This window comes from Pedobacter ginsenosidimutans (assembly GCF_001442625.1).
GTDB lineage: Bacteria > Bacteroidota > Bacteroidia > Sphingobacteriales > Sphingobacteriaceae > Pedobacter > Pedobacter ginsenosidimutans.
The window spans coordinates 288,766-306,250 of the sequence record NZ_LMZQ01000005.1 but is presented as its reverse complement, the minus strand read 5'-3'; the positions used below and the strand labels follow the sequence as shown (position 1 = coordinate 306,250).

At 37.9% G+C, this 17,485-nt stretch carries 19 protein-coding genes; 9 read left to right on the top strand and 10 right to left on the bottom strand.

Translation table 11 applies throughout. The annotated features are described in order from the left end of the window. Positions 1-225: 225 nt before the first annotated feature. Positions 226-642 carry a DUF1801 domain-containing protein gene (locus tag ASU31_RS09685; protein WP_057932136.1) on the bottom strand — a complete coding sequence of 139 codons (417 nt, stop codon included), beginning with the start codon at positions 640-642 and terminating at the stop codon, positions 226-228. Between the two features lie 275 nt (positions 643-917). Here ASU31_RS09685 and ASU31_RS09680 point away from each other — a divergent pair, with 275 nt between their 5' ends. The 6 genes from ASU31_RS09680 (at position 918) to xth (ending at position 5,988) form a co-directional block, all read left to right on the top strand. Then, entirely contained in the window at positions 918-1,343 is a 426-nt protein-coding gene (locus ASU31_RS09680) for a helix-turn-helix domain-containing protein (RefSeq protein WP_057932135.1), read from the top strand. A 697-nt stretch (positions 1,344-2,040) separates the two neighbouring features. Continuing rightward, positions 2,041-3,117 carry a PAS domain-containing sensor histidine kinase gene (locus ASU31_RS09675; protein WP_057932134.1) on the top strand — a complete coding sequence of 359 codons (1,077 nt, stop codon included), beginning with the start codon at positions 2,041-2,043 and terminating at the stop codon, positions 3,115-3,117. Positions 3,118-3,157: 40 nt separating this feature from the next. After that, positions 3,158-3,808, top strand: a complete 651-nt coding sequence (locus ASU31_RS09670; RefSeq protein WP_057932133.1) for a response regulator — start codon at positions 3,158-3,160, stop codon at positions 3,806-3,808. A gap of 125 nt (positions 3,809-3,933) precedes the next feature. Beyond that, on the top strand, positions 3,934-4,452 hold the full coding sequence (locus ASU31_RS09665) for an RNA polymerase sigma factor (RefSeq protein WP_057932132.1): 519 nt from the start codon (positions 3,934-3,936) through the stop codon (positions 4,450-4,452). A gap of 78 nt (positions 4,453-4,530) precedes the next feature. Beyond that, the gene (locus ASU31_RS09660; protein ID WP_057932131.1) at positions 4,531-4,899 is read left to right on the top strand and encodes a response regulator; all 369 of its coding nucleotides are present in this window, start codon (positions 4,531-4,533) and stop codon (positions 4,897-4,899) included. 312 nt (positions 4,900-5,211) lie between these two features. Continuing rightward, positions 5,212-5,988 carry an exodeoxyribonuclease III gene (xth, locus tag ASU31_RS09655; RefSeq protein WP_057932130.1) on the top strand — a complete coding sequence of 259 codons (777 nt, stop codon included), beginning with the start codon at positions 5,212-5,214 and terminating at the stop codon, positions 5,986-5,988. Between the two features lie 5 nt (positions 5,989-5,993). Here xth and ASU31_RS09650 read toward each other — a convergent pair whose 3' ends face one another. The 7 genes from ASU31_RS09650 to ASU31_RS09620 all read right to left on the bottom strand — a co-directional run bounded on the left by ASU31_RS09650 (position 5,994) and on the right by ASU31_RS09620 (position 11,909). Beyond that, a complete protein-coding gene (locus tag ASU31_RS09650) occupies positions 5,994-6,401 on the bottom strand; it encodes a PAS domain-containing protein (RefSeq protein ID WP_057932129.1) in 408 nt (135 codons plus the stop codon). Positions 6,402-6,585: 184 nt separating this feature from the next. Beyond that, positions 6,586-6,852, bottom strand: a complete 267-nt coding sequence (locus ASU31_RS09645; RefSeq protein WP_029275483.1) for a hypothetical protein — start codon at positions 6,850-6,852, stop codon at positions 6,586-6,588. Beyond that, a complete protein-coding gene (locus ASU31_RS09640; RefSeq protein WP_057932128.1) occupies positions 6,852-7,967 on the bottom strand; it encodes a M42 family metallopeptidase in 1,116 nt (371 codons plus the stop codon). The genes ASU31_RS09645 and ASU31_RS09640 overlap by 1 nt, the downstream gene beginning before the upstream one ends. 106 nt (positions 7,968-8,073) lie before the next feature. Next, a complete protein-coding gene (locus ASU31_RS09635) occupies positions 8,074-8,481 on the bottom strand; it encodes a GNAT family N-acetyltransferase (RefSeq protein WP_245224522.1) in 408 nt (135 codons plus the stop codon). A 2-nt stretch (positions 8,482-8,483) separates the two neighbouring features. Then, positions 8,484-9,086, bottom strand: coding sequence for a hypothetical protein (locus ASU31_RS09630; RefSeq protein WP_057932126.1), 603 nt, complete (start codon positions 9,084-9,086; stop codon positions 8,484-8,486). An 18-nt stretch (positions 9,087-9,104) separates the two neighbouring features. Then, a complete protein-coding gene (locus ASU31_RS09625) occupies positions 9,105-10,277 on the bottom strand; it encodes an MFS transporter (RefSeq protein ID WP_057932125.1) in 1,173 nt (390 codons plus the stop codon). A 90-nt stretch (positions 10,278-10,367) separates the two neighbouring features. Further along, positions 10,368-11,909 (bottom strand): acyl-CoA carboxylase subunit beta, encoded by a 1,542-nt coding sequence (locus ASU31_RS09620; RefSeq protein ID WP_057932124.1) that lies wholly within the window; start codon positions 11,907-11,909, stop codon positions 10,368-10,370. Positions 11,910-12,879: 970 nt separating this feature from the next. Here ASU31_RS09620 and ASU31_RS27930 point away from each other — a divergent pair. The 3 genes from ASU31_RS27930 to can all read left to right on the top strand — a co-directional run bounded on the left by ASU31_RS27930 (position 12,880) and on the right by can (position 15,518). Next, positions 12,880-13,095: a hypothetical protein gene (locus ASU31_RS27930; protein ID WP_245224521.1), complete on the top strand. Its 216-nt coding sequence runs from the start codon at positions 12,880-12,882 to the stop codon at positions 13,093-13,095. Positions 13,096-13,251: 156 nt separating this feature from the next. Then, on the top strand, positions 13,252-14,859 hold the full coding sequence (locus tag ASU31_RS09610; protein WP_057932122.1) for a SulP family inorganic anion transporter: 1,608 nt from the start codon (positions 13,252-13,254) through the stop codon (positions 14,857-14,859). A 2-nt stretch (positions 14,860-14,861) separates the two neighbouring features. Then, complete coding sequence (gene can / locus ASU31_RS09605; protein WP_057932121.1) at positions 14,862-15,518, top strand: carbonate dehydratase; 657 nt, start codon at positions 14,862-14,864, stop codon at positions 15,516-15,518. A gap of 64 nt (positions 15,519-15,582) precedes the next feature. Here the strand turns inward: can and ASU31_RS09600 are convergent, their stop codons facing one another. Next, complete coding sequence (locus ASU31_RS09600) at positions 15,583-15,843, bottom strand: hypothetical protein (RefSeq protein ID WP_057932120.1); 261 nt, start codon at positions 15,841-15,843, stop codon at positions 15,583-15,585. 112 nt (positions 15,844-15,955) lie between these two features. Then, positions 15,956-17,464 (bottom strand): sulfatase family protein, encoded by a 1,509-nt coding sequence (locus ASU31_RS09595; protein ID WP_057932119.1) that lies wholly within the window; start codon positions 17,462-17,464, stop codon positions 15,956-15,958. Between the last annotated feature and the right edge of the window lie 21 nt (positions 17,465-17,485).

Genomic DNA, 17,485 nt, shown 5'->3' with positions numbered 1-17,485 from the left:
TTATTTACATCACAAAGTGGATGCTTTCTCCCATTGAGGAGTTAAGATAGATTATGCATGCGGCAGTCTTTTGACTGCAAAAATAGACATATATGTAATGTCGTAATAAGATCCTTCATTATACTCAGAAGGACAGTTTATATCTCATATTTATCTGTGTAGCTGCGGCAAAAGAAAAGCGCTCATATTCATCGGTGGTTTCAGTTCCATTATATTTCCCCATCTTTAAGGATACAGGCTACTTGTGTGGGCTACAGAATTGATAATCATTTCTTTTAAAACTTCGATATGGATATCACTCAATTTTTTTACGTAGATACAGGCTTTGGAAGTTTTATGTTTACCGAATTTGGAAAGCAATTCTTCCCGATCTTTAAATTGAGAAGATAGGTATAAAACTATGGCATCTTTTCTTGGTGAAAAACCAGCCAATGGTGCATCACCTTCCCGGCCGCTTTCATATTTGTAATGGTAACTCCCAAAACCTACAATGGCATTTCCCCACATTTTAGCTTTAAAACCTGTGGCTAAACTTAGAATATCCGACAGGTTAAAACAATCGGCTCTTTTATTTTCGTCGGGAATGGTATTTAAAAAGTCTGGAACGCTTAAATCGTTTTCTGTAGTTTTATTCTGTGCCATATCTTTTTTTTATGATGAATATAAGGGTTTGGCCAAATAATTTCAATTTCTGTTGTGATTGTATTTAAAGTAATACATTATTTCTTGAAAAATATAGGTTGAAAACTACTCATTTTGAGCGTATTTCACAGTAATTCGCTAATGCAGTTTGACATATGTCAAAAAATCAACACCTTTTATACAACCTTTTACACTTATTCTTACATTTGAATTGTCAATCGTCCCCGATAGCTGATTTAATTATTTTTTTCATTTTTTAAAAATTAATTATCTCAATGACAACAAAAGAACTAAAACAAGGAGAAATTCTTGAACGCTTAGTGCGCAGAGATCGCATGGGCATCAGCGAGCTTTCAAGGAAACTTAATGTAAGCCGCAGAACAATCTACAACTGGTTTGGTCAAGACAGAATTGGGCATGAAGTAATTTGGCAGGTAGGCAAGTTATTAGGTCAGGATCTTTCTTCGGCATTTCCGGAAGCTTTCCCCAAGTACAACCCCGAATCCATCAATCAAACGGCAGATCCTGGTAAACAAATCGGTTCGGATAATAATTCTGTGTATTTCTGGATGAATAAATATATTCATCTGCTAGAAAAATACAACGACCTGTTAATTACAGAAGAGCAGCAAGAGTTAGAGCCAATTAATAAGGAATTCCCACTTAGAAATAAAAGACCTGATACATTTTTATATCAATAAAACTAAGGTTTTAACTAATAGAATAAGCTAAGTCATCCCGTTAATTTTTCTTTTTATTTACATCTTAACTCTGGTCGCTTCATTTTCCTATCTCCAATATTGTAATATTTTTAGGTATTAGCATCAAGAGCTTTTTAAATTTCTAATTTGGACTACAGGAATTATAGAAGCCTCGTAGAGCTGGCCTTTTAGTGTAAAAATATGTAAGTGTTTTGTGCAAATGGATTCACGCAGGCCATTAACGATAAAAAAATAAGGTTAAAGAATAGTGGGAGAGATGATTATGAAATTATAGCGACAGCGAGAAAATTAGCTCAAACAGGCAAAAAGGTAATTTTAAAATAGCCACTACATAATAAAAATAGCCACCTGTGCGATGGCTATTGGTAAGAAGGACGGTGTCTTCTCTATGGTGTGCCTGCCCTCCGCGGATCTCCCGCTCACAGGACTTTTTTATCTTTCTTTTATGCTTAACAATTTAGGCAATAGTTGGTTTTGATCCGCAAAATAATTTTGCACATCGTGTGGAAAATGTTAATATCTCTAAAAACAGATCTAAAGTAATTTACATGTTATCATATGAAGTATTATGCACATTTTTTGATTAAAACTTTTTAGCGTGTGTGATGTTTGTGATGTGGTTGCTGCTGATGATATAATTACATCATTTACTGGACAAATTATCAAACATTAAATAATGATCGAATTAAATAAAGAGCTTTTTTGTAACCTGGGCAACCACTCTGCTGATGGGTATTTTATTTTCGATTATACGGCACAAAATTTTTCATATCTCAATAAATCGATAAGTAAAATTTGGGAACTGGGCCTTGATGAAATTATGGCTAAGCCGCAGTTACTTTTTGAGCGGGTACACCCTGAAGATTCGGAACATGTAAAGTCCTGTTATAAGGAATGCCTTAAAGATGGTACAGAGAAAAAATATGAATTCCGTTTACTGTTTGTCGATAGAGAAAAGTATGTGCGGGTAACTGTGTTTGCTGTTACGGATGGGGAAGTAAAGCATTTAGTGGGTACAGTAGAAGATACCACAATAATGCGCCATAATAAAATCCATATTGAACAAATAAACGCCCGAAAAAATATCACCTTGGAAGTATTGGCTCACGATTTAAAAGAACCGCTGGCCATGATGAAATTAACTGCCTCATCTATGAAAAAAGGTGTGGCCCAAACAGGCGATGAGCAAATGATAAACTCATTAGCTTTTATTCTGGATATGTGTGAGCGTAACCTGCTTTTGGTACGGAGCATGATTAACCGGGAGTTTTTAAAATCATCGATAGTAGAAATTGGCAAGGAGCGGGCAGATTTGGTTTGGGAACTTAGAGATGTAGTTCGTTTTTACAAACGATCGAAACTAGGGAAAATGAAGAATATTAAATTCACAAGTTCTGCCGAACAGATTTATCTGCACCTGGATAGCATGAAATTTATGCAGGTAATCAATAATCTAATCTCAAATTCAATAAAATTTACTGCCGATCATGGAAATATTACTTTACATGCCGAGGAATATGAAAGTACTGTTTTAATTACTGTGGCCGATAATGGGGTTGGAATTCCAGATGAGTTGCAGGCAGGGCTTTTTGATCATTTGCCCGAAACCCTAAGACCAGGTTTGAAAGGCGAAGAATCCGGCGGATTTGGTATGGGAATAATCAAAGCAATTGTTGAATTGCACCAGGGAAAAATCTGGTTTAAGAGCAAAATTGGTATCGGAACCACCTTCTATATTGAACTGCCTAAGTAGCCTTTTTTTAATTTAAAACAGTGTAAGTTATATTTGAATTATGATTAACATTATTCTTGCGGATGATCACCATATTATCCGGACATCACTTAAAGCACTTATAGAAAAACACGAAGGCATCAAGGTTGTTGCAGAAGTATCAGAAGGTTTAGCGGTTTTGGAACTTTTGGAAAAGGGAATAAAAGCGGATATCATTTTATCAGATATTGTAATGCCCGGACTCGATGGAATAGGTTTAGCCAGCACCATTAAGGAGCGGGGATACGACATAAAAGTTGTTGTTTTGTCTATTTTAGATGATGAAAAGTATGCGTCAAATGCCTTTACATCAGGCGCTTTTGCTTACCTTTCAAAAGATATCGAAGAAGATGAATTGCTATTTTGCCTAAAGCATGTAATGAAAGGAAAACGGTACCTTTCCTCTAATTTATGCATCTCCATTTTAGAGCGTTTTAATACCCAGTTAAATATGCTTTCGCAAAAAATGAATACTGAAATCAACTTTTCTGAACGTGAAATTAATGTATTAAAACTCATCGCGGATGGGTTGACCAATCAGGAAATAGCAGACAAATTGTACTTAAGCAGGCGGACAGTAGAGAGCCAGAGAGAAGCTTTAATCAGTAAAACCGGCACAAAAAACTCTGCTTCTCTGGTTCGTTTTGCTATGCGAAATGGTTATGTAGCCTAGTGTTTTTGATCGTTTTTTGGGCAATTTTTTAGTGTTTTAAATAAACCGTAAAAAATCGCGTATTTCTACAAATAACATTGCATGGTGCTGTTTGTTGAATACTTACATCAGACCTAAAACGAATCATGGAAACATTAAATTTCAATTGTGACATATACCAATACAGGCAACCACTTTTCGATCGCGCATTAGCCTATACGCGTGATGAAGACGATGCAGCCGATTTAGTTCAGGACACCTTTATGAAGGCGTTCAGGTTTTCGGCTAAGTTTGAAATGGGAAGTAATGTACGTGCATGGCTTTTTACAATTCTAAAAAATACCTTTCTTAATCATTATTACAAGGTAAAACGGAAAAATGAAATGATCCAGCAGGAAGAGGATTTAACTTCCATCCAACTGGTTCCAAGCGCATCATTTAATGGTGGTGCGGCAAAGTTTATGATGGAGGACATCCAAAAGTCGTTAAATGCCTTGCCCGAAGATTGTCGTTTTTGTTTTTGCCGTTATTTTGAAGGGTATAAATATCATGAAATTGCTGCTGAGCTCGATATTCCCTTAGGCACTGTAAAAACCAAAATACATGTAGCAAGAGGGCTTCTTAAAAAGATGCTTAAAAATTATAAATCTGGTTTGGCTGCTTAGTGTTCTCATCATTTATTCGGTAAATTCAGGTATAAATACGTCATGTTAGCTAATTAAGTTAAACTAGATTTGTTGCATATGAGCAACCTGCTAGTTAAGAAAATCTTCATAGTTGATGATGATGAGGACATCCACGACATTATAAATTTAATTTTTGAAGAAGGACATTACCTTATTAAAGGCATTTTAAGCGCCGATGATCTGGAAGGAGCAATCGCCGATTTTCTGCCAGATATTATTTTATTGGATATCCGTATTGGTAAACATGATGGCCGGGATATTTGCAATAAATTAAAGCACAATCCTAAAACAGCTCATTTGCCCATTATATTGCTTTCGGCTTTAAATATGGATAATTTAGGCTGCTCACCAACTGCCATCATTGAAAAACCTTTTGATATTATGGATCTCCAACAGAAAGTGAAAAAATTGTTGGATAAAAACTAAAGATCATTGAGCATAAAAAGGGATAGACTAACAGCCTATCCCTATATCTAAACTCAAACATGCGCTCAAACATGAATGAATCTCCAAAATTAAACATTTTAGTTTATTATTAGTTTTAAAAAGTAGTGTAATAGTTAAAGATTTCATGTTATAAGAATGCTAAGCCACGCTTAGCTTTACTATCTGAAATACTTAGTTTCATTTTTGAGTTTTATTGCGGAGATTTATAAAATGAAATTATCGTGATTTTCAAAAAAACACACTCCAGATCAATCATGATTGCCTCATTACCATTAAAACATATTGATACCGATGAAAATAGCAACTTATAATGTAAACGGAATAAATGGGCGCTTACCTGTTCTGTTAAGGTGGTTAGAAGAAACCCAACCTGATGTAGTTTGTTTACAGGAATTAAAAGCACCGCAGGAAAAATTTCCGGAGCAAGCTATTAAAGATGCTGGTTATAATGCCATTTGGCATGGTCAAAAAAGTTGGAATGGCGTTGCTATATTGGCCCGAAACCTGGAAATAAAAGAGCTAAAACGAAATTTGGATGGCGATCCTGAAGATTTGCACAGCCGATACATCGAAGCAATGGTAAACAATGTTATAATTGGATGTCTTTATCTGCCGAACGGAAATCCGGCACCAGGGCCAAAATTCGAATATAAGTTGCGATGGTTTGAGCGTTTTACAGCCCACGCAGCAAAATTGTTAGAATATAATTTGCCAGTAATTTTATGTGGCGATTATAACGTAATACCTACGGAGCTGGATGCCTATAAACCAGAACGTTGGGTTGAAGATGCTTTATTCCGTCCTGAAACCCGTTTGGCATTTCAAAATTTAATGGCGCAAGGCTGGACAGATGCGATCAGAAAATTATATCCTACTGAAACGATATATACCTTTTGGGATTATTTCAGGAATGCATATGGTAGAGATGCGGGATTAAGAATTGATCATTTTTTACTAAGTCCTCAGGTTAGTGATCGCTTAAAATCTGCGGGAGTAGATAAACAAGTGAGGGGCTGGGAAAAAACAAGCGATCACGGTCCGGTATGGATTGAACTAAGCGAGGCTTAATATGATTACGGCTTATTCTTTAAATCGGTTACATCTAAAATTGTTCCTATTAATTTTAAGCTTTCACCGTCCTGCTGAGATAGTATTCCGTCGGCTTTAATCCATCTAATTTCTCCGTCAGGCCGGCAAATTCTATGTATTGAGTGGTAACTATTTTTTTCTCTCGAAACCGTGAGTTCAATTTCATCCTGAACGTGGTCAAGGTCTTCCGGGAGGATTAAGCCTAAAACTTTTTCATAACTTAAAACTTCATCTGGTGGGCAACCTAGGTTTTTCTTAAATGACCGGGTTGAGCGGAGTATGCCTGTTGCTATGCTTAACTCCCAAAAACCAAGACCTAGGTGGTCGAACACCACATCCCAATGATCATCGCAAATAATGGATAGATCAATAATTTTTTTATTAATACTCATAAATAAAGGATAAACTATTTGGGTAAATTACACAAACAATGTAAAAATATTTTGAGTATTAATAAAAATAAACGTACTGCTCAGGGAGTTAAATAAATGGGTAGCAAAAGGTAGGATGGTTTAGCGTAGCTGCCCGGGGCAAAAAATAAGTCAAGCTTTAAAACTTGACTTATTTAGGAATTAATTAATGCTGATTCGTGTTTTTTGACTTTTCTATCAGTTCTTTTTGATCGCTCAAATCTTTATAGTAGAAATAACCACCAAACCCTAAGATGAGGATGATATTACTTATTTTGAAACTATGATCCAGCCAATAACTAAATGCTGGTACATTACCACTAAAACTCTGTTTAATGTTTGGCCAGGAGTTAAGAATGAAAATAATAACAATCATTAGCAAAACCTTTAGCAAGGTGCTGATGATGATTTTTTGGTGATTTACTTTTTCCATTATTTAAACTCTCTGAAATCCTGACCGTCGGTAATGTTCAACAAGCTTTCATAAATCAAGCTGATTACATTGTCAACATCCTCTTTGTGTACCATTTCTACGGTAGTATGCATATAGCGTAACGGCAGCGAAATTAATGCTGATGGTACACCACCATTCGAATAGGCAAAAGCATCGGTATCGGTTCCGGTAGAACGAGAAGATGCCTGACGCTGAAATGGAATATGGTTTTTCTCAGCGGTTTTAATTAATAATTTATTTAGATTGGTTTGAACAGCTGGCGCGTAAGAAACCACAGGCCCTTTACCGGCTGATAGATCGCCTTGAATGTTTTTGTTGATCATTGGCGTAGTAGTATCATGTGTTACATCGGTAATAATGGCCACATTTGGTTTAATGCGCTGGGCAATCATCTCAGCACCGCGTAAACCGATTTCTTCCTGTACAGAGTTTACAATATATAAGCCGAAAGGAAGTTTCTTCTTGTTCTCTTTTAATAAACGTGCTACTTCGGCAATCATAAAGCCGCCTACACGGTTATCTAAGGCACGACCAACATAGTAGCGGTCGTTCAAAACCATAAACTCATCTTCGTAGGTAATTACACAGCCTACGTGGATACCCAGTTTTTCTACTTCTTCTTTTGTAGTACAACCACAGTCTAAAAAGATATTTTTTAATTCTGGTGCCTGTTCTTTTTCGCCATGGCGGGTATGGATTGCCGGCCAACCGAATACCGCTTTAACCAATCCCTTTTCAGTATGAATATTCACACGTTTTGAAGGCGCAATCTGATGATCTGAACCGCCATTGCGGATTACATATATTAAACCATCTGCGGTAATATAATTTACATACCAGGAAATTTCATCGGCATGTGCTTCTATAACTACTTTAAAAGCAGCTTTAGGGTTAATAACACCTACAGCAGTACCGTAGTTGTCGATAAAATGCTCGTCGATATATGGTTTTAAATAGTTTAACCAAAGTTTTTGTCCTTCCCATTCATAACCGGTAGGCGCAGGATTATTGATGTATTCTTCTAGAAACTGCAGCGATTTTTTAGTTACCACAGCAACATGTTTTTTCTTTTCGTCGTCTTTTTTCTTAGCCATAATATTATTCTATAATTATTCGTCATCCTGAACTTGATTCAGGATCTGATTAATGAGATGCTGAACTAAATCCGATAGCAATCGGATCAGCATGACGGTTGGTAATTTAAAGTTCTTTTTCCATTACCACAAAATCGTAACCATCTTTAAAAAAGGTTTTATCTGTTTCGTGGAAGCCAAATTTAAAATAAAATTCCTTAGCATTTACACGTGCGTTGCACCATAGTTTTGTCGCTTTTTGAATTTTACAAAAATTAATGATATAGGCCATTAGTTGTGAGCCATAACCTGCTTTTTGAGTATCGGGCAGAACGGCAAGCTTACGGAACTGATAAACATCCCCGTCATGAAATAACGAAACTACTCCTGTTAACTTATGATTGAGGTATAATCCAAAATGGATGCCGTCAAAATCATCGGGAAGCTTTACACTATCAAAAGGTAATTCTGGATACATAGCCTCATGCCTGATCCGCCAGGTTAGAGAAGGGAATATTTGCTCAATTTGAACCATAGTTATAATAAAAAGCTAAAGCCTATTCTACCGTCAACACCATAATAGGTTTGATATTTATTGATGCGTATAGTTGGACCTAATGAGAGCTCAAAATTTGTTTTTTTGCCAATACTGCGTTGGATGCCCCATTGAGGGGTGATTCCGATTTCAAAATCTATCACATTATATTGATTAATGTTGCCTTCTTTAAGCAAGGGAGAAAAATATGTAGCTACATCGAGACCAAAATAATTAGCCGCGTTATTAATGGTTTTTTTTCCTTTTTTTATTCTGTTTTCAAAATTGTAATATTTCCTGATTCCGGCATACATGTTTGGTGAAAGATCAAAATAGGTTTTAGTTTCACTTCCACTGTTATAATTGTAGTTATATTCTAACAAAAAGGTTCCTGCTATACCCGCACCTACGTAGGCTGTAGTTAGTTTTCCTATCTTTTGTTCTCTTTCATAATGCAAAGACAAGAGGTTCAGCCTTATTTTATTTAATGATTTTACTTCGGTTGGCTGTTCTACTTTTGTACTGTCTTGAGCTTTTGCTTTACCGAAAATGGTTAGGCAAATAAGTAAGGCCGAAAATGTTTTGATTGCGTTTTTAGATTTCATGAAATTTTTATTGATTAGTTATTTGTTTTTTCTTCCGTAAAACTGATAAATTAAAATATTGAGGACAATTATGCCCGTCATTCCATAACAGAATAATGCCCATCCGCCTTGGTCCCAAAGCCACAGCCCCAAGGCTGAGCCACAGCTGGCACCAATAAAACTAACTGACATAAAAATGGTGTTCAGTCTGTTTCTGGCCTCTGGTATTAAGGTGTAAATTCGGGTCTGGTTGGTTACATGTATGGCTTGCTGGCCGATGTCTATAAGCACAATGCCAATTACAAATAGGTACAAATGGCTGCCAGTAAAATAAAACAAAGCGATACTAACGATTTGTAATATAAAACCAATCATTAAGTTTTTGCGTGGATTGTTGCCATCGCTTAACTTTCCAACCAATGGTGCCGCCAATGCACCTGCTGCTCCGGCAATTCCAAATAACCCAATCTGCAGTGTTTGGAAATTAAAGGGTGGGTTAGCCAGAAACAATACCATGGTAGTCCAAAATGCGCTAATGATGGCGAAAGCCAGGAAGTTAATAATCGAAGTCTCCCTTAGGGCAGGTTGGGTTTTGATATAACTGAACATCGAACGCATGAGTTCTTTGTAGCTGCCTTTAAAAGCAGGATAACTTTGTGGAAAACGTTTGGCCATTAAAAGAATAAGCAGACCACAAATTCCGGCAGCGATATAATAAACGGCTCTCCAGCCTAACCAAAAGCCAATGCTTCCACTTACTGCCCTCGAGGCCAAAATCCCAACCAGTAGACCGCTCATAATCATGCCAATGTTGGCTCCCCGGTTCTCATCGGTACTTAAATTAGCCGCTAAGGGCAAAATCAGTTGGGGTACAATAGAGCAGGTGCCAATTAAAATTGAGGCAACTTCCAATACAAAAAAGGTATGTGAAACCGCGGCAACCAGTAAGGCGAATATTGCAAGTCCGGTAATTACAAGGATCTGTTTTTTGCGCTCAAACATATCACCCAGCGGCACTAAAAGGAAAAGTCCTAAAGCGTAACCGATCTGTGTGAGGTATGTAATCCGCCCGGCATCGGTTTCGGTGAGGTTAAAATCTTTCGCAATTAAGATCACCAAAGGTTGGCAGTAGTAAATATTTGCAACAATCAGGCCTGTGCAAAAAGCCATGAGGAGGATATCGGCGCGTGATAATTTCTGAGTAATCTGCATTTAGTCTTAAGTCGGAAGTCCTCAGTCATGAGTCTTAATGTTATGGATTGATACAAACCTAACTATGGACCAATGACTATGGATTATTTTCTACAAAGGTATATTTCCATGTTTCTTTCTCGGATTATTCACTACCTTATTTTCCAACATCTTAAAGGCTTTTATCAACTTTGTACGGGTTTGCGCTGGTTCAATCACCTCATCAACAAAGCCGCGTTCGGCCGCACGATAAGGGTTGGCAAAGATGTCTGAATATAATTTTTCTTTCTCCAGCCATTTTTCTTCAGGGTTTTCTGCTGAAGTAATTTCTCTTTTAAAAATAATCTCTGCGGCACCTTTAGCGCCCATTACAGCAATTTCTGCACTTGGCCAGGCGTAGTTCATATCTGCACCAATATGTTTGCTGTTCATCACATCATAAGCGCCACCATAAGCTTTTCTGGTAATTACAGTAATGCGTGGTACAGTAGCCTCGCTAAAAGCGTACAATAATTTTGCCCCATTTGTGATAATGCCATTCCACTCTTGATCTGTACCTGGTAAAAATCCCGGAACATCTTCAAATACCAATAATGGAATATTAAAGCAATCGCAAAAGCGCACAAAACGGGCTGCCTTGGTAGAAGAATTGCTATCTAGAACACCTGCCAAATAAGCGGGCTGATTGGCTACAATGCCGATACTTCTTCCCGCAAGACGGGCAAAGCCTACAACAATGTTTTCAGCATAAGCTGCATGTACCTCTAAAAAGCTGTCAGCATCGGCCACGGCAGAGATCACTTCACGTATATCATAAGGCTGCGAAGCATTTTCTGGCATAAAAGTGTTTAATTCTGGTCGGCTTTCATCAGCTGTTTCGTAAGGTAAATGATCGGCTATTTCCTCACAATTTTGCGGCATATAGCTCAGTAGTTTCTTTACATGGTTAATAGCCTCAATTTCATTGGCACAGGCAAAATGGGTAACGCCCGATTTTGTAGCATGTGTACTGGCACCTCCTAATTCTTCTGAAGTTACTTCTTCGTGTGTTACCGTTTTAACTACATTTGGGCCAGTAACAAACATATAAGAAGTATTTTCTACCATTAAAATAAAATCGGTAATGGCTGGCGAATAAACAGCTCCACCTGCACATGGCCCCATAATGGCCGATAGCTGTGGAATAACACCCGAAGCCTGTACGTTTTTATAAAAGATGTCGGCATAGCCGCCCAAAGAAACAACCCCTTCCTGAATGCGGGCACCGCCACTATCATTTAAACCAATCAGTGGTGCACCATTTTTCATGGCCATATCCATAAGCTTGCAAATTTTCTCTGCATGGGTTTCGGAGAGTGAACCGCCAAATACGGTGAAATCCTGGGAGAATACATAAGTTAGCCTGCCATTAATTGTTCCATAGCCCGTTACTACACCATCGCCAAGATATTTTTCGCGTTCCATCCCAAAGTCAGTACTTCGGTGCGTAACCATCATACCAATTTCTTCGAAGCTCCCTTCATCCATTAAAAAATGAATGCGTTCGCGGGCAGTAAGTTTACCTTTTTTATGCTGACTGTCGATTCGGGCCTGTCCACCGCCAAGATTTGCCTGGTTGATTTTATCTTTAAGTAATGCTATTTTTTTGTCCATTGCAACGCTATGAGATTTTAAAATTAAAAATTACTAGCGGTAATGCAAGGTAAACGAGGTGTTATTTTATCCCAGCCCAACAGGCGATGTTGAGTAAAGCAGATGGCGGGCTAGAGTCGCGATCGTCATACTGAATTTATTTCAGCATCTTTCTGCCCATTAAGACCCTGAAATAAATTCAGCGTGACGATAAAATGCAAAAATGTCTAAAGATTATACAGGTTAAACCCCGCTTTTTTAGTGCGAGTTCCGATGAAAGATCGGAAGCTCTTCCCGATAATCAGGTTTATTTAAATTAGGCTGGTGCTTTGAAAACAAACCGCTGTTAGCTAAACCCGACAGCAGCGGTTCCGATTCTTCATCAGAATTAGCGAATGGCGGGGCTACAGCACCTATGAAATACTAACCCTTCATTTCCTAAAAAGAAAAAACATTTTATGACTATTGGAAATGAGCGGTTCTGAGCTTTTGGCTTTTTCAGCCCCGCTTTTTGGTACGAGTTCCGATGAAGGATCGGAAGCTCTTCCCGACAATCGGGTTTATTTAACTTAGGTTGGTGCAAGAAACCCAAGCCTTTCATCCGCCTATAGGCAAAATTATGCTATTTGGATCAGGCCTTGTTCACTAAATCTAACTGGAACAATATCTTTTTTGGCCTTGGTTAATTTAATTTTATAACTGGATCAGTGTTTCACAAAATCTTTAAACAGTAAATTTTTTTATCTCGAATACAATCGCCTATCTGTTATATTACATTTTTTTTACAGCTTAAAGCATTGAAAAACCAATAATCCGTTTATTTTTGTAACCGTTAGTATTAAAACAAGATTAGAATTAATAGATGTTTTTAAGGAAATACAAGTATTTAATCGTTGCCTCATTCATGTTCATCTTCATGGCGAAGATGGGTATATCTGGTGCGCCGGTGTTTTGTACGAGTATTGACAAGGAAATCATGAACGCTGTAATCATGCAAATCGAGTTAGAGCATGAGGGCGGGAAGGATGCCGCCAAAGACACTGCAAAATTTACCGATTTCAAACTCGTTGAACTTAATCATCCTATCTTTTCTTACGAGTTCTCTTCAAGTCACTTCTTTCTGAAGAGCAGTTTTATCGAACATTTCAAAAGGTATGTAGATCCATATCATCCTACGGTTCCAACACCGCCGCCTAACTTTATCTAGTTTTTTATTATTTGGGGTAATTATTGTGCCTAGTCAATTGAATTGAGCATAAATGCTTTGTTAAAAATTTTACATTGTATTGCTGTGCCTTTCTGAATATGCCTTAAAATTCCCCAGCGATTTATTCGTTAAAATTTACTAGATAATTATATCGTTATGCAAAAGTTTAACCCGGCCTTTTCAGGTTCGGACGTGAAGAAATATATTCTTAAAAAGAATTTAAAGAAAGATTTACCTGCAAGTATTGTAGTGTTTTTGGTGGCGTTGCCATTGTGTTTAGGTATTGCATTAGCCTCAGGTGCACCGTTATTTGCTGGTTTAATCACTGGTATTATTGGAGGGGTAGTGGTTGCCTCTTTCAGTGGATCGCAATTGAGCGTTAGTGGCCCTGCAGCGGGTTTAACCGTTATTGTTTTGGGTGCCATCACATCTTTGGGGAGTTATCAAACCTTTTTACTTGCAGTTGTATTGGCAGGGGTATTCCAAATGATTTTAGGCCTGGTTAAAGCCGGAACTATTGGTAATTACTTCCCTTCGAGTGTAATTGAGGGGATGCTTGCAGCAATCGGACTGATTTTGATTTTAAAACAGTTGCCACATGCATTGGGTGTTGATACCGATTTTAGTGGCGACGAAGGATTCTTTCAGCAAGATCACGAAAATACTTTTTCTGCGATTACAGCAGCGGTAAGCCATTTTAGTCTGGCTGCAGTGGTTATCAGTTTATTATCAATAGCTATTCTGATTGTTTGGCCTAAATTTCCAAAATTAGCGGTTGTACCTGCACCATTATTGGTGGTAACACTAGGGGTTATTGGAACTATACTTTTTGCCGGTACCGATCATCCACTACGTGCCGATCAGATGGTGAAAATTCCAGTGGTAAGTGGTTTTGGCGAATTTTTAGGCCTGTTTACCATGCCCGATTTCTCTCAGTTGGCTAATAAAAATGTTTATATAACAGCTGCAACTATTGCTGTTGTAGCAAGTTTGGAAACTTTATTAAGCATAGAGGCTGTTGATAAAATAGATCCAATTAAACGTGTGTCGCCAACAAACAGAGAATTAATCGCCCAGGGTTTAGGCAACATCACCAGTGGTATGGTTGGTGGTTTACCTATGACATCGGTAATTGTTCGTAGTTCAGCAAATGTTAATGCTGGTGCCAGAACCAAAATGTCGGCTATTTTTCATGGTTGTTGGTTATTACTTTCACTTTTGTTTATTCCAGGGGTAATTAACATGATCCCGTTGTCGTGTTTAGCCGCAATCCTTCTGGTAACAGGATATAAACTAACCCGTATTAGTTTATTTAAACACATGTACCATAAAGGATGGGATCAGTTTGTGCCATTTGTAGTTACGGTGCTTGCAGTTTTATTTACCGATCTGCTAAAAGGCGTGGCCGTTGGTATGTTGGTTTCTATTTTCTATTTACTCCGTACCAATATGCGTAACCCGTTCTTTTACCGAATTACAAATGAAGGCGATAAAAAGCATATCAGGATTAAACTCGCAGAAGAGGTTTCTTTTCTGAACAAAGCAGCAATACAAGTAGTTTTAACGAATATTCCGAAAGAAACAGATGTAATTATTGATGGTTCGAATGCCAGGTATATCGATCCTGATGTATTGGAAACGATTTATAATTACAAACATAATGCCTATACCAAGGGTATTATCGTCACTTTGGAGAACATCCAAAAACATTATACAGTACCAAAATTAAATATTAAAGTAGAAGAAGATATTAATAAATTATAGTTATGTGCGCAAAAACAATAGAAACGAAAGATATAACATACGATAGCTTATTGCAAGGAAATAAAGACTGGGTTAAAGATACGATTGACAGTGATCCTGCTTTTTTTGATAAACTATCTGAAGGTCAAAGTCCGCCTGTATTGTGGATTGGCTGTTCTGATAGCCGTGTGCCTGCAAACCAGATCACAAATACCAAACCCGGCGATATTTTTGTACATAGAAACATCGCCAATGTGGTAGTGCATACCGATATGAATTTACTTTCAGTGCTTGATTATTCTATTAATGTATTAAAGGTAAAACACGTTATTGTTTGTGGTCATTATGGCTGTGGTGGCGTGAAAGCTGCATTAGGCAATAAACAGGTTGGAATTATTGATAACTGGTTGAGAAATATCCGCGATGTATACCGCACGCACGAACGTGAAATGGCGACAATCAAAGATCCTGATCAGCGTTTTGATCGCTTAGTTGAATTAAATGCCATTGAGGGTGCTGCAAATGTAACCAATACATCAATTGTACAAAGCGCCTGGGCCAATGGCCAGGAGCTAGCGGTACATGCCTGGGTATATAGTTTAAAAACAGGAATCATTAAAGACTTAAAAGTAACCTGTACTTGTCTTGATGATGTTGCCCCTGCGTTTAAAGTAGGATAAAAGCACTATAATAAGTGCTATTTTTAGTTGTTAGGGAAAGCTCCCGATTTTACATCGGGGGCTTTTATTTTTTTGTGGTATTGGGCATATTTCCTGCTTCTCCCTTATTACCTTTTTCGGCATCTGTTCTTGCTTCTTCCGAACCAAAATCGCCCATTCCGAAATCTCTGCCGAGGTTACCTGCTTCAGTTTCAACACTATTTTTCTTTTCGTTATCGTTGCTCCGGTGGCGCGGCACCTGCTGATCGGGCATATTCGTTTTATTGGCGCTGTTATCAGCATTTTTATTGCCCAGATTTTTGTTGTTATCTTTTGTGTTTTCCATGATCTTCTTTTAAGCTATTTATATAAAACAGCATAAAAGAAGATTGGTTTTACATCTTTAAACGGTGTTGTATAAATCGAGTTGGTCAGGGCAATCGAACAACCGATCTGTTTTATCTAGTTTTCGCTTCTTCGCTACTTAATAAAGTTTCCAATTCTTTTATCTTCTCCGGATATTTTAGGGCAAGGTTGTTTTTTTCGCCCAAATCATCATTTAAGTTATACAATTGTGCTGTTGGCAGGTTTCCGCTATCGGTATGGGTAAGCTTATAAAAAGCTTCTCCCTTTGATGGCCTGATATATTTCCAGTTATCTTTAACAATTGCCAGTTGATTACTCTGTTCGATAAAAAAATCACGGCCTTTTTGGTCTTTTCCAGTAAAGGCATTCCATACATTTTTACTATCAATTGCGTTTTTACTTTCTACATTGAAAAAACTGGCAAATGAGGCTAAGAAATCAATTTGCGATACCAAGGCCCCAGAAACACCCGGTTTGATTTTTGCTGGCCACGAAATAATAAAAGGTTCGCGTGTGCCACCTTCTAAAATGCTGTATTTTCCTCCGCGTAAACTACCTGCAGGTGTATGGCCATTTAATTTTTCGAAACCTTGATCTTCGTAGCCATCCATAATTACAGGACCATTGTCGCTACTGAAAATGATCATCGTATTTTTATCAAGGCCAAGGTATTTTAGTTGTTTTGTTATTTCGCCAACCGCCCAATCCAGTTGTAAAATTACATCACCACGATTACCCAATTCACTTTTCCCTTTAAACATAGTGGCAGATAAGCGTGGTACATGCGGTTCTGTTAACGCATAATACAGGAAAAAAGGTTCCTGTTTATGATCTTCGATAAAATTTTTCGCTTTGGTTAAAAAGGTAAACGGAATTTCCTCATCAGTCCAGCGGGCAAGTTTGCCTCCCTGCATATAACCAATACGGCCAATACCGTTTACAATGGTTTGGTTATGCCCATGATTAGCTTCAGCAGGCATTTTTAACAGTTCCGGATGGTCTTTCCCTGTTGGATCGGTACCGATAGGATTTTTATAATCAACTGTAATCGGATCTTTAGGATCTAAACCTACAACCAGTTGATTCTCCATAAAAACAGTTGGGACCCTATCGGCCGTAGCCGGGAAAATAAAGGAATAATCAAAACCAACTTCTTTTGGCCCGGGCTTTACTTCTTTGTTCCAGTCTTTTTCTACTGCATTGCCCAAGCCTAAGTGCCATTTGCCAACAAGACCTGTTTTATAACCAGCCTGCTGAAAAATTGATGGTAGGGAACTATTACCTGTTGGGATAATCAATGCCGCATCGCCTGGCAATACACCTGTTCCTTTTTTACGCCATGCATATCTTCCCGTCATTAGGGAATAGCGTGAAGGTGTACAGGTAGATGCGGTTGCGTGACCATTGGTAAATCGCAGCCCTTGCTTTGCCAGGGCGTCGATATTTGGGGTTTTAATTTTTGTTGCGCCGTAACAACTGAGGTCGCCATAACCCAAATCGTCTGCATAGATGATAATTACATTGGGTTTCTTTTGTGCTGTGGCGTAAAAGTTAAAGCTGGCGAGGCCAATAATGAGGGATAATAAAAATTTGTGATTCATGGTTAGAAATGGTATTCGGTT